The organism is Roseococcus suduntuyensis, assembly GCF_014196305.1.
In the GTDB taxonomy this organism is placed as follows: domain Bacteria; phylum Pseudomonadota; class Alphaproteobacteria; order Acetobacterales; family Acetobacteraceae; genus Roseococcus; species Roseococcus suduntuyensis.
Genome location: NZ_JACIDJ010000001.1, coordinates 1250214 through 1271958 on the forward strand (window position 1 = coordinate 1250214; position 21745 = coordinate 1271958).

The 21745-nt window shown below is 71.2% G+C and carries 17 protein-coding genes; 15 read left to right on the top strand and 2 right to left on the bottom strand.

Going from position 1 to position 21745, the window contains the following annotated elements; all coding sequences use genetic code 11:
* The first annotated feature begins 23 nt into the window (after positions 1-23).
* Genes GGQ83_RS05895 through GGQ83_RS05925 form a run of 7 tightly spaced genes read left to right on the top strand, consistent with a single transcriptional unit; the run spans position 24 to position 6414 of the window.
* Entirely contained in the window at positions 24-1484 is a 1461-nt protein-coding gene (locus GGQ83_RS05895; RefSeq protein ID WP_184382778.1) for a dihydrolipoyl dehydrogenase family protein, read from the top strand.
* Positions 1481-2182: a TVP38/TMEM64 family protein gene (locus GGQ83_RS05900; protein ID WP_207018069.1), complete on the top strand. Its 702-nt coding sequence runs from the start codon at positions 1481-1483 to the stop codon at positions 2180-2182. Before GGQ83_RS05895 ends, GGQ83_RS05900 begins: the two co-directional genes overlap by 4 nt.
* Position 2183: 1 nt before the next feature.
* Entirely contained in the window at positions 2184-2981 is a 798-nt protein-coding gene (locus GGQ83_RS05905) for a DUF547 domain-containing protein (RefSeq protein WP_184382780.1), read from the top strand.
* 13 nt (positions 2982-2994) lie between these two features.
* Positions 2995-3951: a radical SAM protein gene (locus GGQ83_RS05910; RefSeq protein ID WP_184382781.1), complete on the top strand. Its 957-nt coding sequence runs from the start codon at positions 2995-2997 to the stop codon at positions 3949-3951.
* Complete coding sequence (locus GGQ83_RS05915) at positions 3939-4805, top strand: phosphate/phosphite/phosphonate ABC transporter substrate-binding protein (protein ID WP_184382783.1); 867 nt, start codon at positions 3939-3941, stop codon at positions 4803-4805. Before GGQ83_RS05910 ends, GGQ83_RS05915 begins: the two co-directional genes overlap by 13 nt.
* Positions 4802-5554, top strand: coding sequence for a phosphonate ABC transporter, permease protein PhnE (phnE, locus tag GGQ83_RS05920; protein WP_184382785.1), 753 nt, complete (start codon positions 4802-4804; stop codon positions 5552-5554). The genes GGQ83_RS05915 and phnE overlap by 4 nt, the downstream gene beginning before the upstream one ends.
* Positions 5551-6414: a metallophosphoesterase family protein gene (locus GGQ83_RS05925; protein ID WP_184382786.1), complete on the top strand. Its 864-nt coding sequence runs from the start codon at positions 5551-5553 to the stop codon at positions 6412-6414. Before phnE ends, GGQ83_RS05925 begins: the two co-directional genes overlap by 4 nt.
* Here GGQ83_RS05925 and GGQ83_RS05930 read toward each other — a convergent pair.
* Positions 6377-7381: a sensor histidine kinase gene (locus tag GGQ83_RS05930; protein WP_184382788.1), complete on the bottom strand. Its 1005-nt coding sequence runs from the start codon at positions 7379-7381 to the stop codon at positions 6377-6379. The genes GGQ83_RS05925 and GGQ83_RS05930 overlap by 38 nt on opposite strands.
* 245 nt (positions 7382-7626) lie before the next feature.
* Here GGQ83_RS05930 and tcuA point away from each other — a divergent pair, with 245 nt between their 5' ends.
* Both tcuA and tcuB read left to right on the top strand, forming a co-directional pair.
* Entirely contained in the window at positions 7627-9021 is a 1395-nt protein-coding gene (gene tcuA, locus GGQ83_RS05935; protein ID WP_184382789.1) for an FAD-dependent tricarballylate dehydrogenase TcuA, read from the top strand.
* Positions 9008-10171: a tricarballylate utilization 4Fe-4S protein TcuB gene (gene tcuB, locus GGQ83_RS05940; protein ID WP_184382791.1), complete on the top strand. Its 1164-nt coding sequence runs from the start codon at positions 9008-9010 to the stop codon at positions 10169-10171. Before tcuA ends, tcuB begins: the two co-directional genes overlap by 14 nt.
* Positions 10172-10396: 225 nt before the next feature.
* Here the strand turns inward: tcuB and lpdA are convergent, their stop codons facing one another.
* Complete coding sequence (gene lpdA, locus GGQ83_RS05945) at positions 10397-11788, bottom strand: dihydrolipoyl dehydrogenase (RefSeq protein WP_184382792.1); 1392 nt, start codon at positions 11786-11788, stop codon at positions 10397-10399.
* Between the two features lie 165 nt (positions 11789-11953).
* Between lpdA and GGQ83_RS05950 the strand changes: the two genes are divergently transcribed.
* From GGQ83_RS05950 to GGQ83_RS05975, 6 genes are all read left to right on the top strand, one after another.
* Positions 11954-12943, top strand: a complete 990-nt coding sequence (locus GGQ83_RS05950) for a tripartite tricarboxylate transporter substrate binding protein (protein WP_184382794.1) — start codon at positions 11954-11956, stop codon at positions 12941-12943.
* Positions 12944-13014: 71 nt separating this feature from the next.
* Positions 13015-13854 carry an alpha/beta fold hydrolase gene (locus tag GGQ83_RS05955; RefSeq protein WP_184382796.1) on the top strand — a complete coding sequence of 280 codons (840 nt, stop codon included), beginning with the start codon at positions 13015-13017 and terminating at the stop codon, positions 13852-13854.
* A 58-nt stretch (positions 13855-13912) separates the two neighbouring features.
* Entirely contained in the window at positions 13913-15076 is a 1164-nt protein-coding gene (locus GGQ83_RS05960) for a TAXI family TRAP transporter solute-binding subunit (RefSeq protein WP_184382797.1), read from the top strand.
* Positions 15077-15143: 67 nt separating this feature from the next.
* Positions 15144-17078, top strand: coding sequence for a TRAP transporter permease (locus GGQ83_RS05965; RefSeq protein ID WP_184382799.1), 1935 nt, complete (start codon positions 15144-15146; stop codon positions 17076-17078).
* Positions 17079-17464: 386 nt separating this feature from the next.
* Positions 17465-18622, top strand: a complete 1158-nt coding sequence (locus tag GGQ83_RS05970; RefSeq protein ID WP_184382800.1) for an efflux RND transporter periplasmic adaptor subunit — start codon at positions 17465-17467, stop codon at positions 18620-18622.
* Positions 18619-21744: an efflux RND transporter permease subunit gene (locus tag GGQ83_RS05975; protein WP_184382802.1), complete on the top strand. Its 3126-nt coding sequence runs from the start codon at positions 18619-18621 to the stop codon at positions 21742-21744. The genes GGQ83_RS05970 and GGQ83_RS05975 overlap by 4 nt, the downstream gene beginning before the upstream one ends.
* Position 21745 lies beyond the last annotated feature (1 nt).

Here is a 21745-nt window from a genome sequence, read left to right on the forward strand (position 1 = left end):
ATAGACCCCGAAACGGACACCCCATGGCCCACCCGCGCACCCCCCGGCTGAAGAATGGCGTGCTGCACACCGATATCTGCGTGATCGGCGCGGGGTCGGGCGGGCTGTCGGTGGCGGCGGGGGCGGTGCAGATGGGCGCCTCGGTCGTGCTGATCGAGAAGGGCGAGATGGGGGGCGACTGCCTGAACACGGGCTGCGTGCCGTCCAAGTCGCTCATCGCCGCCGCCCATGCGGCCCATGCGGCGCGGCAGGCGGGGCGCTTCGGCATCCATCTGCCGCCGCCGGAGGTGGAGTTCGCCGGCGTCCATCGCCACATCCATGGGGTGATCGCCTCCATCGCCCCGCATGACAGCGTGGAGCGCTTCGAGGGGTTGGGCTGCACCGTGATCCGCGCCGAGGCGCGCTTCACCGCGCCGGACCGGCTGGAGGCGGGCGGGCAGGTGGTGCGCGCGCGGCGCTTCGTCATCGCCACCGGCTCCCGCGCCGCGGTGCCGCCCATCCCGGGGCTCGACCGGGTGCCGCACCTCACCAATGAGAGCGTCTTCGACCTGAAGGACCGGCCGGACCACCTGGTGGTGATGGGCGGCGGGCCGATCGGGGTGGAGATGGCCCAGGCCTTCCGCCGCCTGGGCTCGGCGGTGACGGTGCTGGAGCGCGCCACCATCCTGCCGCGCGACGAGCCCGAGGCCGTCGCCCTGCTGCGTGGCCACCTGCTGGCTGAGGGCGTAACCATCGAGGAGGGGGCTCAGGTGGCCGCGCTGCATCCCGGCGCCGAAGGCCAGGGGCTTGAGGTGGAGTTCGACCAGGCCGGCCGTCGCCGCACGCTGCGCGCCTCGCATCTGCTGGTGGCGGCGGGGCGGCAGCCCAACATCGAGAATCTGGGGCTGGAGGCGGCGGGGGTGGACCACACCCCGCGCGGCATCACGGTGGATGGTGGGCTGCGCACCAGCAACCGGCGCATCCTCGCCGTGGGCGACGTGGCGGGCGGGCCGCAATTCACCCATGTGGCGGGGTATCACGCGGGCATCGTCATTCGCCGCGCCCTGTTCGGCCTGCCGGCGAAGGCGGACTACCGCGCGCTGCCCTGGGTGACCTACACCGATCCCGAACTCGCCCATGTCGGCATGGGCGAGGCCGAGGCGCGCGAGGCCGGCGAGGCGGTGACGGTGCTGACCGAATCCCTTTCCGGCAATGACCGCGCCCGTGCCGAGGGCGCGGGGGAGGGACTGGCCAAGATCGTCCTCGGCGCGCGCGGGCGCATCCTGGGCGCCACCATCCTGGCCCCGCGCGCGGGCGAGATGATCGGGCTGTGGGGGCTGGCCATCCAGAAGCGCCTCAAGGTGGGCGACGTGGCGCAGATGATGGCGCCCTATCCCACCATGTCCGAAATCTCGAAGCGGGCGGCGGGGTCCCATTACACGCCATCGCTTTTCTCGGCGCGCACGCGCTTCCTGGTGGGTCTGATCCAGCGGGTGCTGCCGTGAGGTGGCTGCGCGACAGGCGGCTCTGGCTGGCGCTGGCGGCCATCGCGCTGCTGCTGGCGCTGCGCTTCACGGGGTTGGGGGAATTCCTCTCGCTGGAGACGCTGGCGCGGCACCGCGCGGCGCTGTCGGGCTTCGTGGCGGGCAACCCGCTGCTGGCGGGCGCGATCTATGTGGCGGTCTATGCCGCGGCGGTGGCGCTTTCCGTGCCGGGGGCGGTGATCCTGACGCTGACGGGGGGCTTCCTGTTCGGCGCGCTCTGGGGCACGGCCATGGCGGTGGTGGGCGCGACGCTGGGGGCCACGGGCGTCTTCCTCTTCGCCAAGCTGCTCTTCGGCCCCAACGCCCTGGACCGCTTCGGCGCGCCGGCGCGGCGCCTGGCCGAGGCCATCCGGCGCAACGCCGCCTCCTATCTGCTGGTGCTGCGCCTGGTGCCGCTGTTCCCCTTCTTCCTGGTGAACCTGGTGCCGGCTTTCGTGGGGGTGCGGCTGCCGGTCTATGTCGTGACCACCTTCCTCGGCATCATTCCCGGCACGGCGGTGTTCAGCCTGACCGGGGCGGGGCTGGGCAACATCCTGGATGCGGGCGGGACGTTGGATTTGCGCTCGGTGCTGTCGCCGGAAATCCTGGCGGGGCTGCTGGGGCTGGCCGCCTTGTCGCTGGCGGCCATCCCCCTCAAAAACCGTTTCGCGGGGCGCTGACATGGCCATCCTCCGCCGCGCCTTCCCTGGCCTTGCCGTCGCCGCCCTGCTGGTGCGGGAGAGCCGCGCCGCCGCGCCCGAGGCGCTGGAGGAACTGCTGGCGCGGCATGTCGTGTTGCCGGAAGATGGCGTCAGCCGCGTGCGCTACGCCGCCTGGAAGGCGAGTGCGGCCGACATGGCGGCGCTCGACGCCTGGATCGCGGCCGCCGCCGCGCAGCGCCCCTCCGCCATGGCGCGGGGCGAGGCCTATGCCTATTGGGCCAACCTCTACAACGCGCTGACGTTGAAGGTGGTGCTGGACCGATACCCGGTGCGCTCCATCCGCGACATCCGCTCCACGGGCGTGCCCTTCGACCCGCGCCAGTTCATCGGCCCCTGGCGCACGCGGCTGGTGACGGTGGAGGGCCGTCGCATGTCGCTCGACGACATCGAGCACGAGACGATGCGCCCGACCTTCCGCGACCCGCGGGTGCATTACGCGGTGAACTGCGCCTCGATCGGCTGCCCCAACCTGTGGCCGCGCGCCTGGCGGGCCGGGACGCTGGAAGCCGCCCTGGACGAGGCCGCGCGCGCCTTCGTGAACCACCCGCGCGGGGCCGTCTTCCGGGCGGATGGGGGGCTGCGCGTCTCCTCCATCTACAAGTGGTTCCAGGAGGATTTCGGGGGTTCCGAAGCGGGCGTCATCGCCCATCTCCGACACTACGCCACGGGGGAGCTGGCCCGGCGCCTTGCCACCGCCACCCGCATCGCCGAAGACGCCTATGACTGGGCATTGAACGACGCCGCGACCCTGTCCTGAAGGAGCAACGCCCTTGTCCATCCGCACCCAGGACGCGCCGCCGCGCCTGAACCCCGCCAAGTTCCAGCACCCGGAGGTGACGCTGAAGGGCGAGCGCCGGGCGCAGGTGGCGCTGACGGCGCTGGACACGCTGTGGGTGAACACTGGCACGCTGTGCAACATCACCTGCGCGAACTGCTACATCGAGAGCAGCCCGCGCAATGACGCGCTGGTCTACATCACGCCCGCCGAGGTCGCGGCCTACCTGGACGAGGCGGAAGGGATGGGCGTGCGCGAGGTGGGCTTCACCGGCGGCGAGCCCTTCATGAACCCGGGCCTGGTGCCCATGCTGGACGACGTGCTGTCGCGCGGGCTGCACGCCCTGGTGCTGACCAACGCCATGCAGCCCATGCGCCGCTACGCGGAGCCGCTGCGTGCGCTGCTGGCGAGGCATGGCGGGGCGCGGCTGGTGGTCCGCGTCAGCCTCGACCACCACGACGCGGCGGTGCACGACATCGAGCGCGGCGCGGGCAGCTATGCCCGCACCATGGAAGGGCTGGAATGGATGGCGCGCGAGGGCTTCACGATCCATGTCGCGGGCCGGGTGGGCTTCGGCCATGACGGCGAGGCGGCCATGCGCGCGGGCTATGCGGCGGTCTTCGCGCGCCATGGCATTCCGGTGGATGCCACGGACCCCGTGGCGCTGATGCTGTTCCCGGAGATGGATGCGGGGCGCGACGTGCCCGAGATCACGGAGGCCTGCTGGGGCATCCTGGGCAAGTCGCCGGACAGCCTGATGTGCGCCTCCTCGCGCATGGTGGTGAAGCGCCGCGGCGCCGAACGTCCCGCCGTGCTGGCCTGCACCCTGCTGGCCTATGACGCGCGCTTCGAGCTGGGCGCCACGCTGGAAGAGGCCGCGCGGCCGGTGGCCCTGAACCACCCGCATTGCGCGACCTTCTGCGTGCTGGGAGGGGCCTCATGCTCGCGTTGACCCGTCGCGCCGCACTGGGCGCCGCGCTGGGCGCCCCGCTGGGCGCCGTCCTGGCCACGCCGGCGCTGGCGCAATCCCGCGCGCCGCTGCGCTTCGCCGTCGGGCCGTTCCAGCCCACGGCGGGCGACACGCGCCGGGCCTTCGAGCCCTTCTTCGCGCATCTGGCGCAGCGGCTCGGCCGGCCCTACGAGCTGACCGTCACGACCGACTGGGCGGGCATCGCGGTGGCCATGGGTTCGGGCCAGGTGGATGCGGCCTGGATGGGGCCCTGGGGCTATGTGCTGGCCCATGCGCGGGCGGGCGCCGAGGCGCTGGCGACGGTGCTCTATGAAGGGCGGCCGACCTACCACGCCATCATCATCGCGCGCGAAGGGGTGAACATCGCGCGCTTCCCCGAGGATGCGCGGGGCATGTCCATCTCCTTCGCCGATGCCGGTTCCACCTCGGGCTGGCTCATTCCGCACCATTGGTTCCAGACCCAGGGCGTGGATCCGCGCACCTTCTTCCGCTACCGCGACGGGGCGAGCCACGCGGCCAACGTGATTTCGGTGGCCTCGGGCCAGGTGGATCTGGCGACGGATTTCGACCGGAACCTGAACGCGATGATCGCCTCCGGCCGGGTGCGCGCCGAGCAGGTGCGGGTGGTCTGGCGCAGCGCGCCGCTGCCCAATGACGCGCTGGCCGCGCGGCGGGACCTGGATGGGGCGACCCGCGCGGCGCTGCGCGAAGCCGCCCTTGCCACCGGCGCGGAGGTGCTGCCGCCGCGCTACACCGGCTGGGTGGCCGCGACACCCGAGACCTACGCGCCCATCGAGGCCGCGGGCCGCGCCCTGGGGCGGCTGCGGACCTCGTGACGCTACGACAGGCCGCCTTCTGGGCGGGGTTCGCCGCGCTGCTGGGCGTCTCGGTCTGGACGGTGGCGCCCGACCCGGCGCGGCTGGCGGCGGGCCTGCCGCGGCTGCTGGGCTGGCTGGCCGGTTCCTGGCCGCCGGATTTCTCGGGGGCGGGCGACATCGCGCGCCGCGCCGGCGAGACGGTGGGCATTGCCACGCTGGGCACGCTCTGCGCCGCGTTGCTGGCATTCCCGCTGGCGCTGCTGGCGACCAGGCCGCTTTCGCCCTTCCTGGCGCTGTATCAGCCCACGCGCGGCGTGTTGGACGGGCTGCGCGGGACGGATGGCTTCGTCTTCGCGCTGCTGTTCGTGGCCGCCGTGGGGCTTGGCCCCTTCGCGGGGATGCTGGGGGTGGCGCTGCATTCGGCGGGGTCCTTGGCCAAGCTGTGGTCGGAGAGCATGGAAACCGCCGACCCGCGCCCGGCCGAGGCCATCACCGCCGTCGGCGCCACACGGATGCAGGTGGCGCTGTTCGCCCTGATCCCGCAGACCATGCCGCAGAACCTCTCCCACCTGCTCTATGTGTGGGAGTTCAACATCCGCGCCTCCACCGTGCTGGGCCTGGTGGGCGCGGGCGGGCTGGGGCAGGAGTTGAAGAACGCCGTGGACCTGCTGGATTTCAACCGGGTGCTGGCCATCCTCATCGTCATCATCGCGCTGACGCTGGCGGCGGACCGGATCAGCGCCACGCTGCGGCGGCATCTGGCATGATGGAACTGGACGCGCCCTGGCTCGTCTTCGGCGGGCCCTATTCCAATTCGCACGCCACGCGCGCCCTGTTGGCGGAGGCCGCGCGGCGCGGCATCCCGTCCGCGCGCATTCTCTGCACCGGCGATGTGGTGGCCTATGCGGCCGATGCGGCGGCCACCACCGCGCTGGTGATGGGAAGCGGCATCCATGTGCTGATGGGCAATTGCGAGGAACAGCTTGCCGCCGGCGCCGGGGATTGCGGCTGCGGTTTCGAGGAGGGCACGGCCTGCGACCTGCTGGCGCGCGGCTGGTATGCCCATGCGCTGCGTGAGGTGACGCCCGCGCAGCGCGACTGGATGGGCGCCCTGCCGCGCCGCCTCGTGCTGCGCCTGCCCGATGGGCGGCGGCTGGCCGTGGTGCATGGTGGCGCCACCGAGATCAACCGCTTCCTCTTCCGCTCGACGCCCGAGAATGTGCTGGCGGCCGAGATCGCGGCCACGGGCTGCGATGGCGTCGTCGCGGGCCATAGCGGCATTCCCTTCGCGCGGCGGGTGGGGCAGGGGGTGTGGATCAATGCCGGCGCCATCGGCATGCCCGCGCATGACGGCACGCCGCGCGTGTGGTTCAGCCTCCTTAGGCCGCGCGCCGAGGGGCTGGAGGTGAGTTTCCACGCGCTGGATTACGACCACGCCGCCGCAGCCGCCGCCATGCGCCGCGCGCGCTTGGCGGAGGGCTACGCCACGGCATTGGAAACGGGGCTCTGGCCCTCGGAGGACGTGCTGCCACAAGCCGACCGCGCCCGGCGCGGCGTGGCGCTGGAGCCCCCCGCCTTCGCCTGGGCGGTCAGGCCGCCATCCGGTCCCGGCGCATGCGCAGCGTGACGACCAGCCCCTCGGGTGCCCATTCATAGGCGATGCCGCCGCCGAACTGGTGCATCATGCTGCGCTCGATCAAATCGCCGCCATAGCCGGCGCCAGGCGCGGGCTGGGTCGCGGTCGGGCCGCCATGCTCGGCCCATACCAGCACCACCTCCTCGTCTGGGGCGTCGCATGACAGGTCCAGCGTGCCGGCGGGCACCGACAAGGCGCCATGCTTGAGGGAGTTGGTCGAGAGTTCATGGATGACGAGCGCCAGCGTCGTGGCCGCGCCCTCGTTCAGGTCCATCCGTGGCACGGACACGCGAATACGGCTGGAGGCGGGATCGTCCTCGTCATAGGCCTGCAGCAGCACCGCCAGCAGGTCGCCCATCAGCACCGCCTCCACCGGCCGCCCGCCGCGCGGCCGCACCAGGTCATGCGCGCGGCCCAGCGCCATCAGCCGCTGGGTGAGGTCGAGCGCCATGTCCTCCGTGGTTTCGCTGCTGCGCGAGGTGATGCGCGCCAGCCCGCAGGCGACGAGCAGCAGGTTCTGCACCCGGTGGCTCATCTCGCCGGCCAGGAGCTGGTGGCTTTCCTCCGCCTGCTTGCGGCGCGTGACGTCGAGGAAGATGCCGCGCATCACGCCATGCTCGATATCCGCGTCATTCCCCTGGCCGCGCGCCGACACCCAGCGGATATCGTCGCCGGAGAGGATGCGGAAATCGATCTCATAGCCGCCCACGATGGCGCGTGTGGCCGCGAAGGCGGCGCGCACGCGGTCGAGGTCGGTCGGATGGATCTTCGCCGAAAGCTCCCGGAAGGTCGTGACGGTGGCCCCGGCGAGGTCCCACAGCTCCATGGCCCGCCGGTCGAGGCCGATATGGTCGGACTCCACGTTCCAGCGCCAGAGGCCGACGCCCGCGGCCTCGATGGCCGCGCGCAGATGCGTCAAGTCCCAATCCGAAGCATAGGTAGGGTCGGCGGAGGGCATTGGGCAGGTGTCCTGATCGGAGGGATGCCCCGTCGGGTGTCGGCTGCCCTCGGGCAGGGAGGCCGGAGGGACGCGGCGCGCCCGAACCAACGTGTATAAGGCATTCGGAAGGGGGGGGCGAGCCTGCGGTCGACTGGCCGGAACCCTGGCGCCGGATGGAAAAATGCAGCGGCCCGGTGTCTTTCCGCCGGCATCGCGCGCCCCCGGAGATTTCGCGACCGGCGATGATGTTCTAGACCAGGGGGATGGATTTCGACACCGTCTATGACGTGCTGGTGGTGGGCGGCGGCAATGCCGCGCTCTCCGCCGCCATCACCGCCCGCAAGCTCGGCGCCTCGGTGGTGGTGGCCGAACACGCCCCCAAGCCCATGCGCGGCGGCAATTCGCGCCACACCCGCAACCTGCGGGCGCTGCACCCGGCACCGACCGACGTGCTGACCGAAAGCTACCTGGAAGAGGAATACTGGGACGACCTGCTGCGCGTCACGGGCGGCCGCACGGATGAGCACCTGGCCCGCATGTGCATCCGCGCGAGCGAACATGCGCCTGGTTTCCTGCGCGATTGCGGGGTGGTGTTCCAGCCCTCGCTCTCCGGCACGCTGAGCCTGTCGCGCACCAACGCCTTCTTCCTGGGTGGGGGCAAGGCGCTGGTGAACGCGCTGTACCGCACGGCGGAGAAGCTCGGCATCACCATCCTCTACGACACCGAGGTGCAGCACATCGCCGTCGAGGAAGGCCATGCGACGGAGGCCATCGTCTCCTGGCGCGGCTTTCCGCAGCGCATCCGCTTCAAGGCGCTGGTGGCCTCCGCCGGCGGGTTCCAGGCGAACCGCGAATGGCTGCGGCAATACTGGGGCGATGCTGCGGACCGCTTCCAGGTGCGCGGCACGCCCTATGCCCAGGGCACGGTGCTGAAGGACCTGCTGGCCTCCGGCGTGCAGGAGGTGGGCGACCCCACGCAGTTCCATGCGGTGGCCAACGACGCCCGCGCGCCGATGGAGGATGGCGGGCTGGCCATGCGGCTGGACTGCGTGCCTTTCTCCATCGTGGTGAACCAGAAGGTCGAGCGGTTCTACGACGAGGGCGAGGATGTCTGGCCCAAGCGCTACGCCATCTGGGGGCGGATGATCGCGCAGCAGCCGATGTCCCGCGCCTATGCCATCACCGACAGCCAGGCGCTGCACAACTACCTGCCGAGCGTATTCCCGCCGATGCGCGCGAACAGCGTGCGTGAGTTGGCCGGGATGATGGACCTGGACCCGGACAAGCTCGAAGCCCTGGTCGCGCGCTACAATGCCAGCGTGCGCGACGGCACCTTCACGCCCATGAAGCCCGATGACTGCCGGACCGAGGGCCTGACCCCGCCGAAAAGCCACTGGGCGCGGCGCATCGAGGTGCCGCCCTTCATCGGGCACCCGCTGGCGCCGGGCATCACCTTCACCTTCCTGGGCGTGAAGGTGAACGACAAGGCGCGGGTGATCATGGCGGACGGCAAGCCCAGTGCGAACATGTTCGCCAGCGGCGAGATCATGGCTGGCAATATCCTGGGCCAGGGCTATCTGGCGGGCTTCGGAATGACGATCGGCACCGTCTTCGGGCGGCTGGCCGGGGAGGGGGCGGCCCAAAATGCGCGAAACTGAGACCACGGCCGAAGCCCGGCGGCAGATGGAAATCTGCAATGCCTGCCGTTACTGCGAGGGCTATTGCGCGGTCTTCCCGGCCATGGCGATGCGGCGGGAATTCTCCACCGGGGACCTGACGCACCTGGCCAACCTCTGCCATGGCTGCAAGGGCTGCTACCACGCCTGCCAATACGCGCCGCCGCACGCCTTCGGGGTGAACATCCCGCAGACCTTCGCCACGCTCCGCGCCGAAAGCTATGCCGAATACGCCTGGCCGCCCGCCATGGGCCGGCTGTTCGAGCGCAACGGCACGGTGGTGGTGCTGGTGACCTTCCTCGCACTCACGGCCGTGCTGCTGCTGACCATGGGGCTGCAGGACCCGGCCATCCTCTACACGGCGCAGACGGGCACGGGCGCCTTCTTCCGCGTGATCCCCTACTGGCTGATGACGGGGCTGGCGACGGTCACCTTCGGCTATGCGCTCTTCGCCATGGCGATGGGCGCGCTGCGCTACTGGCGCGGCACGGCGCCGGGGGCGGGCCAAAGGCCCATCACGCCGGCACCCGTCGCCACCGCGGCCTTCGACATCCTGACGCTGCGAAACCTGGGCGGCGGCGGGCATGGCTGCAACGACCTGGACGACAGCTTCGCGCAGAAGCGGCGCTGGCTGCACCACGCCATGTTCTACGGCTTCATGCTGTGCTTCGCGGCGACGACGACGGGCGCCTTCTACCACCACTTCCTGGGCTGGAAGTCACCGCACCACTTCCTGAGCCTGCCCGTGCAGTTCGGCACCTGGGGCGGGGTGCTGCTGTGCATCGGCACGGCGGGGTTGATCTGGGTGAAGACGGTGACGGACCCGGTGCCGGTGGCGAAGAAGCTGCTGGGCAGCGAATACGCCATGCTGTCGCTGCTGTTCCTGGTGTCCATCACCGGGCTGCTGCTGCTGGTGGTGCGGCACACGGGGGCGATGGGCGTGATGCTGGCGGTGCATCTGGGCCTGGTCTTGGCCTTCTTCCTGCTGCTGCCCTACAGCAAGATGGTGCATGGGGTGTATCGGGGCCTGGCCCTGCTGCGCAACGCGCAGGAGCGTGGGGCGGAGACCGGTGCCGCCCCGGCCAAGGCGCCTTCCGGCAAGGCCACGCTGAAGGCGGCGAGCGCGAGCTGAGGGGAGCGCCCCTCAGCGCAGGTGCGGGCTTGTTGTGGCGTGGCTTGCACGGCGCAGCGATCGCAACCGTGCAGAACTAACTCCAAGTTCAAAGTGTCCGGCCGCAAAGCGGCCGGCGCGCCCAGACGAACCGAGCGGCCAGCACAGCTGAAGCGGCGCGCAAGCCCAGCGGCCGGAGGCCGCGCCCGGCGCCTGAGGGCGCAAAAACGCTGGCCGCGCGAGACTTCAGATGTGAAGCGCTCTCCCGGCCACGGCCAGCGCCGCCTCCTTCACCGCCTCGTTCAGCGAGGGGTGCGCGTGGCAGGTCCGCGCCACATCCTCGCTCGAAGCCCCGAACTCCATCGCCAGCGCGATCTCCGCGATCAGCGTGCCCGCATCCGGCCCGATGATGTGCGCGCCCAGCAGCCGGTCGGTCTTGTCATCGGCCAGCAGCTTCACGAAGCCGTCCATCTCGCCCATCGCGCGGGCGCGGCCATTGGCGGTGAAGGGGAACTTGCCCACCTTGTAGCCCTGGCCGCGGGCCTTGAGCTGTTCCTCGGTCTCGCCCACGGTCGCCACCTCGGGCCAGGTGTAGACCACGCCCGGGATGGTCAGCGGGTTGAGGTGCGGCTTCTGGCCGACCAGTTGCTCGGCCAGGGCCACGCCCTCTTCCTCGGCCTTGTGGGCCAGCATGGGGCCCTGGATGGCGTCGCCGATGGCCCAGATGCCGGGCACGTTCGTGGCGAAATGCCCGTCGGTGGCGACGCGGCCGCGTTCGTCCAGCGCCACGCCCGCTTCCTCCAAACCGAGGCCCGCGAGGTAGGGGCGGCGGCCGATGGCCAGCAGCACCACATCGGCGCGCAGCGTCTCGGCCGCGCCGCCGGCGGCGGGCTCCACCGTCAGGTCCACGCCGTCGGCGTCCACCTTCGCACCCGTCACCTTGGTCTTGAGGCGGAACTTGAAGCCCTGCTTGCCCAGGATGCGCTCGAAGGCCTTGCCGACCTCGGTGTCCATGGCGGGCACCAGGCGGTCCAGATATTCCACCACGGTCACTTCCGCGCCCAGGCGGCGCCAGACGCTGCCCAGCTCCAGCCCGATATAGCCGCCGCCGATCACGATCATGTGCTTCGGCACCTCGGACAGCTCCAGCCCGCCCGTGCTGGTGACGACGCGCTTCTCGTCCACCTCGACGCCGGGCAGCGGGATGCTCTCGCTGCCGGTGGCGATGACGATGTGCTTCGCCTCATACTCGGTGCCGTCCACGGCCACCTTGCCGGGCGCCAGAATGCGCCCCGCGCCCTTCAGCCAGGTCACCTTGTTCTTCTTGAACAGGAACTCGATGCCCTTGACGTTGGAGGCCACCACCTCGCCCTTGCGGGCCTGCATGCGGGCGAGGTCCAGCGTGACGCCCCCCACCTGCACGCCATGGTCGGCCAGCTTGTGCAGGGCCTCCTCGTAGTGCTCGGAGCTTTGCAGCAGCGCCTTGGAGGGGATGCAGCCCACATTCAGGCAGGTGCCCCCCAGCGTGGCGCGCTTCTCCACGCAAGCGACCTTGAGACCCAGCTGCGCGGCGCGGATGGCGCACACATAGCCGCCGGGGCCAGCCCCGATCACGATGACGTCGAACGCTTCGGACATGCTCTGCCCCTCAACCTGGAAAATCGCGGCGGACCTTGGCGCGGGGCGGCGCGGGATGCAAGGCGCGGGGGAATGGTTCCGCTTGGCAAGGGGCTTTGGGCCGGTCCACCATGCCACTTCCAAGGGCGCCGACAGACGCGCCCTGCCCGAAGGAGGAGCTTCCGCATGACTTTCAAGCCCGGTCCGTTCTCGCGCCGCACCGCCATTGCCGCCGCCGTCGCGGCCCCTCTCGCCACGCCACGCCTGGCCGGCGCCCAGGCCGGTTTTCCGACGCGCCCCATCAAGCTGATCGTGCCCTGGCCGCCAGGCGGCAGTTCGGACGTGCATCTGCGCAGCCTGGCCGACATCGCCTCGCGCCATTTCGGCCATCCGGTCACCATCGAGAACCGCGCGGGCGCCGGCGGCACGCTGCACGCCGTGCACCTGGCGCGCGAGGCGCGGCCGGATGGCTACACCGTCGGCCAGATGCACCTTTCCGTGGTGCGGCGCCCCTTCCTGGTGCGCCAGCCGCAATGGGACACCACCACCGATTTCACGCACATCATCGGCCTGACGGGGTGGTTGTTCGGCATCGCGGTGCGGGCGGACAGCCCCATCCAGACCTTCGCGGACCTGCTGGCCGAGGCCCGGCGCCGCCCGGGCGAACTCAGCTATTCCACCTCCGGCATCGCCACCACCAATCATTTGGCCATGGAGGACATCGCGGGGCGGGAGAACGTCCAGCTCATCCATGTGCCCTTCCGCGGGGCGTCCGAGGGCATCACCGCCGTGCTGGGCGGGCAGGTGACCATGATCGCCGACAGCTCCACCTGGGCGCCGCATGTCGAGGCGGGGCGGATGCGCGCGCTGTGCGTCTGGAGCGCCGAGCGCGCGCCGCGCTTCCCCGACGTGCCCACCCTGCGCGAGCTGGGCTATGACATCGTCGTCACCTCCAACTACGGCATCAGCGGCCCGCCGCGCATGGACCCGGGCATCGCCCGCAACCTGCACGACGCCTTCAAGCAGGCGCTGATGAGCGAGGAGAACACCCGCGTCCGCAACCAGTTCGACATGCCGACCGTCTATCTCGACACCGAGCAGTATCGCGACTTCATCGTCCAGCGCGCGGCCTATGAGCGCGAGATGGTGACGCGCCTCGGCATCCGGATGGAATGATCCACAACGAATGACCACCGGGGGGGTGCGCGGCCATCGCGCCCCCTTCCTTTCATTGGAACCCCCACAGCATGAGCTTCCCCCACCGCGCCGGCACCCTGGCGCGCCCCGACTGCACTTTGGCCTATGAGGTGACGGGGCAGGGGCCGCCCTTGGTCTTCGCCCATGGGCTGGGGGGGTGCCTGATGTCCTGGTGGCAGCAGGTGGCGCATTTCGCGGCGAACTACACCTGCATCGCCTTCTCGCACCGGGGCTTTTACCCCTCCACCGCGCCCGAGGGTGGGGTGGACCCGGCGGAATACGCGCCGGACCTGGCCGCCCTGCTGGACCATCTGGGCCATGGCGAGGTGGCGCTGGTCTGCCAGTCCATGGGCGGCTGGACGGGGGTGGAATTCGCCATCGCCCATCCGGGACGCGTGAAGGCGCTGGTGCTGGCCGCGACCACGGGCTCGCTCGACCCGCGCCAGGCGGCGGCGCCGGTGCCGGAGCGGCTCGCCCCCTGGCAGGCGGAGAGTGCCGCGGCGCGCGCGGCCATGCTGGAACGGCACATCCTGCCCGCCTCCGGCCCGCACATGGCGGCCGAAAGCCCGGCGCTGGCGCATCTGTATCGTCAGATCAACGGGCTGACGCGCGGCTGGGACCGCGAGGCGCTGCGCGCCCGCCTGGGCGCCGCCCGCATCCGCCCGCCGGCCGACCTGGCCGCCGCGCGCTGCCCCGTGCTGTTCCTGGCCAATGGCGAGGACCAGGTGCTGCCGCCCTTCGCCCCCGCCGGGATGGTGGACGCCATCCCGGGCGCGCGGGTGGCCATGATCCCGGCCGCCGGGCACTCCGCCTATTTCGAGAAGCCGGCCGCCTTCAATGCGCTGGTCGAGGCCTTCCTGGTGGAGAACGGCTGGGGGTCGGCGCGTTGACAGCCTGCGCCTTCCTGGCCGACAAACCCCGTAACGAAAAGCAGAGGAGGCTGTCCAGATGATCACCCGCCGCAACACGTTCGCCCTTGGTGGCGCCGCCCTCGGTGGTGCCTTTGGCGCCGCGGGCCTCGCCACGCCCGCGCTGGCGCAGACCCGCAACCTCGCCAACCTGCCCGCCACCATGATCTGGTCGGTCTATGATGTGGGCTCGACCGGCTATGTCGAGGCCTCGGCCATTTCGGACGCGCTGGGTCGCGCCCATGGCACCCGCGTGCGGCTGCAGCCCTCGGGCACCTCCATCGGCCGCATCCTGCCGCTGAAGCAGCGCCGCGCGAGCCATGCCTGGCTGGCCAACGAGCTCTACTTCGCCGCCGAGGGCCTCTACGAATATGCCACGCCGGACTGGGGCCCGCAGGATTTCCGCGTGCTGGCCGGGCGCAAGAACGCCTTCTCGGTGGTGGCGACGCGCGAGAGCGGGATCACGAAGCCCGAGGATCTGCGCGGCAAGCGCATGGCCTGGGTGCCGGCCAATTCCTCGGTGAACATCAAGGTCGAGCCCATCCTGGCCTTCGCGGGCCTCACGCTGAACGACGTGCAGATCGTGCAGTTCCCCTCCTATGCCGCGAGCCTGCGCGCGCTGATCGAGGGCCGCGCCGATTGCGCCGGCGCCGCCCCGGCCGCCGCCGTGCTGCGTGAGCTGGAGGCGAGCCCGCGCGGCATCTCCTGGGTGCAGCTCGACCCCAACAATGCCGAGGGCTGGGCGCGGGCGCAGCGCGCCGTGCCCTTCGTGGAACCCTTCGCGGAGACCATCGGGGCCGGCATGTCCGAGCAGAACCCGGTGAACGTCATGGGCTATCGCTACCCCATGATCACGGTGAACGCCGATGCCGCCGAGGCCGAGGTCTATGCGCTGATGACGGCCATCACCGACAGCTTCGACATGTTCAAGGACACCAACCCGATCATGCCGCGCTGGGCCATGAACCTGGCCGGCACGCCGCCGATGGACGCGCCCTTCCACGAGGGCGCCATCCGCTTCCTGCGTGAGCGCAACATCTGGAATGCCGACATCCAGCGCTGGCAGGACACCACGCTGACCCGCCTCAACACGCTGCGCGCCGCCTGGGCCGAATTCCTGCCCGGCGCCCGCAGCCAGCCGGCCGAGGCCTTCGCCGCGGCCTGGACCGAACGGCGCCGCGCCGCACTCGCCACCCTCGGCTGAGCCCCTTCACCGCCGCCGGACCCCCCGGCGGCGGTTTTTCTTTCACCTCCCGTCCGGTTCCCCCCGCATGTCCAGCACCGTCGCCGCCGCCCCCGCCATCGAGGACCCGGAGGCGCGGTCCTCCCGCCTGACAGGGGCCGCCTTCTGGGCGGCCTTCGTTCTTTCATCGGCGGGGCTGCTGCTGACCATCAACCAGGTGTTCAACCTGGGCGTGGGCGGGTTCCGGCCGATCAGCACGGCCTATTACTACCTCATCATCGGCTGCTTCGGCGCCTTCGCCTTCCTGGCCTTCCCGGCCATCAAGCGGCAGAAGACGCATGTGCCCTGGTTCGACTGGGTGCTGGCGGCGGCGACGCTGGGCATCAGCGTGTGGCTGGCCACCGTCTCGCTCACCATCCAGCTCGCGGGCTGGAACGCGACGGCGCCCGACTGGGCGGCCTGGCTGGGTGTCGCGCTGATCGTGATGATCCTGGATGGGGTGCGGCGCACTGGCGAGAACGTGCTGTTCTTCGCCTGCCTCATCTTCGGCGCCTTTCCCATCTTCGCGGGCGAGATGCCGGGCTTCCTCTGGGGCGTGGAGTTCAGCCCGCTCGACACGGTGCGCGAGCATGTCTTCGGCACCGAGAGCATCATCGGCATCCCCATGCAGGTGGTGGCCGACACGCTGATCGGCTTCCTGGTCTTCGGCGTGGTGCTGTCGGCCACGGGCGGGGCCGCCTTCTTCATGGATTTCGCACTCGCCTTGATGGGCACCTCGCGCGGAGGGCCGGCCAAGGTGGCGGTGGTGTCGTCCGCCACCTTCGGCATGCTGTCGGGCAGCCCCACCTCCAACGTGCTGACGACGGGCACGCTCACCATCCCGACCATGAAGCGCTGCGGCTATTCGGCGCATTACGCGGGCGCGGTGGAGGCCTGTTCCTCCACCGGTGGCGCCCTGATGCCGCCGGTGATGGGGGCCGCGGCCTTCATCATGGCCACCTTCCTGAACGTGCCCTATGCCGAGGTGATGCTGGCGGCGCTGCTGCCCTCGGTGCTGTTCTACGCCGCGCTGTTCCTGCAGACCGACCTCTACGCCGTGCGGAAGGGGCTCAGGGGCGTGCCGAAGTCGGAGGTGCCGCCGCTCGGGCCCACGCTGGCTTCGGGCTGGTATTTCATCGGCGCCATCGTGGGGCTGACGGTGCTGCTGCTGGCCTTCCGGATGGAGGCGCAGGCGCCCTTCTGGGTCTGCCTCTTCCTGCTGGTGGTGGCGGTGCTGCGGCGCAAGACGACCGGGTTCAACCTGATGTCCTTCTGCCGGCTGGTGGTGGATGGCGGGCAGGCGGTGGCGCAGATCGTGGCACTCATCGCGGGCATCGGCCTCATCATCGGGGCGCTGTCGGTGACGGGCGTGGCCAACTCCTTCTCGCGCGAGCTGGTGCAGTATGCGGCGGGCAATATCGGGCTGCTGCTGTTCTTCGGCGCCATCACCAGCTTCATCCTGGGCATGGGGATGACGGCATCCGCCTGCTACATCTTCCTGGCCATCGTGCTGGCGCCCGCGCTGGTGCAGGCGGGGTTGGACCCGATGGCCTCGCATCTCTACGTCCTCTACTGGGGCATCGTCTCCTTCATCACGCCGCCGGTGGCGCTGGCGGCGATCGCCGCGGCCTCCATCGCGAAGTCCTCGCCGATGAAGACGGGGCTGATGTCGCTGCGGATCGGCTGCCTGCTGATGCTGTTGCCGGTGCTGTTCGTGCTGCAGCCGGCGCTGATCCTGCGGGGCGACCTGCCGCTGATCCTGCAATCGGTGGCGACGGCGGGGGTGGCGATCTTCATGCTGGCCTCGGCCTTCGAGGGGTATGTCTATGGCGTGGGGGCCACGCCGATCTGGGCGCGCATCCCCATCCTGGTCGGCGGGCTGCTGCTGCTGATCCCGGAGGGGATGACGGACCTGCTGGGACTGGGCATCGCGCTGGCGGGCATTCTGGCCATGTGGCTGGCGAGGCCGAGAGTGGCGGCGTAGCCACTCGCGCGCCGCCAGACGAATCCGGCCGCACGGCGGCCGGCGCCGCCTACCCCACCGCGCCACCCGCGCATCCGCCGCGCGGCGAAAGCCCAGCGCGCGGAGCGCGCGCCCGGCGCCTGAGGGCGTGAATCACGATATGGTGGGCGCTCAGTCAGACGAATCCGGCCGCAAGGCGGCCGGCGCCGCCCCACCGACCGCGCCACAGGCGCACCCGTCGCGCGGCGAAAGCCCAGCGCGCGGAGCGTGCGCCCGGCGCCTGAGGGCGTAGATCATGGGGTGTTACAGATCATTTCATGGCGCGGAATTGGCCTGCGCGGGGAGTGCCTTTCGTGGGATAACCGCGTGGCAATGCAACCTCGCCCCGCCGGCCGGCCTTCCTTCCGATGAACATGCTCGATGCCCGTCCCCAGGAGGCGGAGGAGGCGCAGGCCTCCCGCCCCGCGCGTCGGCGCGGGCGCGTCGTCATGCTCGTGCTGGTGCTGCTGGCCCTGGCCGCCGCGGCTTGGTTCCTCTGGCCGCGACCCGCCGCCACGCCTCGGGCGCCCGCCGCAATCGGCCCGACCCCCGTGCTGACCGTCCCGCTCATCCCCGCCACCATCCGGCCGCTGACCGTGCCCGTGGTGGGCGATGGCAGCGTCGCCCCCTGGCAGGAGCTGGTGCTGGGCGCCGAGGTGGGGGGGCTGCGCGTGCTGGAGGTGCGGGTGGAGGAGGGCGACCAGGTCCGCGCCGGCGATGTGCTGGTGCGGCTGGACGACGCCCTGCTGCGCGCCCAGGGCGCCCAGGTGGAGGCCAGCATCAACGAGGCAAGGCTGGCGCTGGACTTCGCCCAGAGCGAGGTCGCCCGCGCCCGCACGCTGGCCAGCGGCGGGATCGGGCCCCGGCAGGTGCTGGAGCAGCGGGAATCCGTCGCCGCCCAGGCCGAGGCGCGGCTTGCCGCCGCCATCGCGCGGCGTGAGGAGGTGGCGGCACGCCTCGCCCAGGCGACCATGCTGGCGCCGACCGATGGCCTGGTCTCGCGCGTGGTGCTGCGCATTGGCGCGGTGACGGGGGCCGGGCAGGAGGCGCTGCGCCTGGTGCGCGACGGGCGGCTTGAGCTGAACGCCCGTGTGCCCGAGCTGGAACTGGCCGGCATCGCCCCCGGCCAGCCGGTCCGCGTGCGCCATGGCGGGCGCGAGATCATGGCCGAGGTGCGCGCCATCGCGCCCACCATCACCCCCGAGAACCGGCTGGGCACCGTCCATGTGGCGCTGCCGCCCGGCGCGGGCCTGCTGCCCGGCATGTTCGCCCGCGCCGAGATCATGGGCCCGCCGCGCCCGGCCGTGCTGCTGCCCGCCGCCGCCGTGGTGTTCCGCGACGGCGCGCCCGCCGTCTTCACCCTGGCGCCCGGCGAGGAGCGCGTGCGCCTGCGCCGCCTGACGCTCGGCCAGCGGCTGGAGGGCATGGTGGAGGTGCGCGAAGGCCTGGCGGAAGGGGAGCGCGTGGTGCTCTCCGGCGCGGGCTTCCTGGCCGATGGAGACCTGGTGCGGGTCGCGGCGCCATGAGCCGCATCCTCCCCCACCACCGCAACATCTCGGGCTGGGCCATCCACAACCCGGTGGCGACGACCGTCATCTTCCTGCTGCTGACGGTGGCGGGGATCTTCGCCTACCCCATGCTGCGGATCAACAACACGCCGGACCTCGATCTGCCGGCGGTGGTGATCTCGGTGGTGCAGTCGGGGGCCGCGCCCACCGAGATGGAAACCCAGGTGACCCGCCGCGTCGAGGATGCGGTGGCGGGGCTGGGGCAGGTGAAGACCATCCGCTCCATCATCGTGGATGGCAGCTCCACCACCGTGGTCGAGTTCACGCTGGGCACCAACATAGACCGCGCGGCCAATGACGTGCGCGACGCGGTGGGGCGCATCCGCAGCGACCTGCCCGCCGGCGTGCGCGAACCCGTGGTGACGCGCGTGGAGGCCACGGGTGGGGCCATCGTCACCTTCACCGTCTCCTCGCCCCGGCTGACGGTGCCGGAGCTGAGCTGGCTGGTGGACGACACCATCTCGCGCGCCATGCTGGCGGTGAACGGCGTGGCGCAGGTGAACCGCGTGGGCGGCGTGGCCCGCGAGGTCCGCGTGGCGTTGCGGCCGGACCGGCTGCTGGCGCTGGGCATCACGGCCGGCCAGGTGAACGCGCAGCTGCGCGAACAGAACATCAACCTGCCCGGCGGCCGCGGCACCATCGGCACGGGCGAGCAGGCCATCCGCACCCTGGGCTCGGCGCTGACGGTGGCCGAACTGCGCGAGCGCAGCATCATCCTGCCCAGCGGCCGCAGCGCAAGGCTGGCCGAACTGGCCGATGTGGAGGACGGCACCGCCGAAATCCGCACCGCCGCGCGGCTGGACGGCAGGCCCGTGGTGGGCTTCGAGATCGTCCGCACGCGCGGTTCCTCGGAAGTGCGCGTGGCGGAGGAGGTGATGGCCCGCGCCCGCGCCCTCTCGGCCGAGATGGACGGCGTGGAGATCACGCCCGTCACCACCACCGCCACCTTCGTGCTGGCCGGCTACCACGCGGCGGTGGAGGCGCTGGTGATCGGCTCCGTGCTGGCGATGCTGGTGGTGTATCTGTTCCTGCGCGACTGGCGGGCGACCATCATGGCCTCGCTGGCCATGCCGCTCTCGCTGATCCCGACCTTCTTCGTGATGCAATGGCTGGGCTTCTCGCTCAACAACGTCACGCTGCTGGGGCTGACGCTGGTGGTGGGCGTGCTGGTGGACGATGCCATCGTGGAGATCGAGAACACGGTGCGCCACATCCGGCAGACGCCGGGCATCAGCGTGTTCCGCGCCTCGCTCGACGCCTCGGCCGAAATCGGGCTGGCGGTGGTCGCGACCACGGCCACCATCCTGGCGGTCTTCGTGCCGGTGGCCTTCATGCCGGGCATCCCTGGCCAGTTCTTCCGGCAGTTCGGGCTGACGGTGGCGGCGGCGGTGGTGTTCTCGCTGGTGGTGGCGCGGCTGCTGACGCCGCTGCTGGGCGCCTATTTCCTGAAGCCGCCGCGCCACGAGCCCGAGCGCGAGGGCCGGGTGGGCCGCTGGTATGGCGGCGTGCTGCGCTGGTGCCTGCGGCACAAGCGCCTCACCATCCTGGGTGGCGTGGCGTTCTTCGCCCTCTCGCTGGCCCTCATTCCCTTCATCTCGCGCGACTTCGTGCCGGGTGCCGATCGCGGGCGGATTTCGATGGCCCTCGAACTCGCCCCCGGCGCCAGCATCGAGGACACGGATGCGGCGGTGCGCGAGGCCACGCGCATCCTGCGCGCGCGGCCCGAGGTGGTGACGGTCTTCGCGAGCCTGGGCACGCAGGTGGGCGGCGGCGGGGGCCCGGGCCTCGGCAGCGTGACCCGCAATGGCGACCCGCGCGTGGCGAACATCCTGGCCACGCTCGTGCCCTTCCAGGAGCGCGCGCTGCGCCAGGTGGACATCGAGAACGCCCTGCGGCCGGAACTGGAGATGATCCCCGGCGCGCGCATCCGCTTCGGCGCGGATGGGCAGAGCGGCTCGCGCCTGCAGGTGACGCTGGTGGGGCAGGACCCCGTGGCCCTGGCGGCCGCCGGCGATGCGCTGGCGGCGCAGATGCGCACCATCCCGGGCCTCTCCGGCGCGCGGTCCACGGCGGCACTCGCCCGGCCCGAATTGCAGATCACGCCCCGCGAGGCGCGGGCGGCGGATCTGGGCGTCTCCGTCTCGGCCATCGCCAACACCATCCGGCTGGCGACGGTGGGGGATGTGGACCAGGCCCTGCCGCGCTTCACCCTGGCCGAGCGGCAGATCCCCATTCGCGTCATGCTGGACGAACGCGCGCGGGCCGACATGGCGGAACTGCGCGCGCTGCGCGTGGAAGGCCGTGGCGGGCTGGCGGTGCCGCTTGAGGCGGTGGCCGACATCGCCCACGCCGCCGGCCCCGCGCAGATAGACCGGCTGGGCCGGCAGCGGCAGTTGACGGTGGAGGCGGAACTGGGCGGCATGCCGCTGGGCGATGCCATGCAGCGGGTGAACGCCCTGCCCATCATGCAGAACCTGCCGCCCGGTGTCGCGAACCGCCCCACCGGCGACAGCGAGGTGATGGCGGAGCTGTTCGGCGGCTTCCTGATGGCGCTGGGGACGGGCGTGCTGCTGGTCTACCTGGTGCTGGTGCTGCTGTTCGGGGGCTTCCTGCAGCCGCTCACCATCATGTCGGCGCTGCCGCTCTCGTTGGGCGGCGCGCTGCTGGCGCTGCTGGTGGCGCAGCAGGCCATGGGCGTCTCGGCCGTCATCGGCGTGCTGATGCTGATGGGGATCGTGGCGAAGAACTCCATCCTGCTGGTCGAATACGCCATCATGATCCGCGCGGACGGGCAGGTGGACCGCGAGACCGCCATCATCGAGGCCTGCCGCAAGCGCGCGCGCCCCATCGTGATGACGACCATCGCGATGGTGGCGGGCATGGCGCATATCGCGCTGGGCATCGGCGCGGAGAGCGAGTTCCGCGCGCCGATGGCACTGGTGGTGATCGGCGGGCTGGCCACGTCCACGCTGCTGAGCCTGCTGTTTGTCCCCGTGGCCTATGTCTACATGGACCGCTTCGAGGGGTGGGTGGCGCGGCGCCTCAGGCCGAAATCCTGGGCGCAGGCGCCGGCGGAATAGC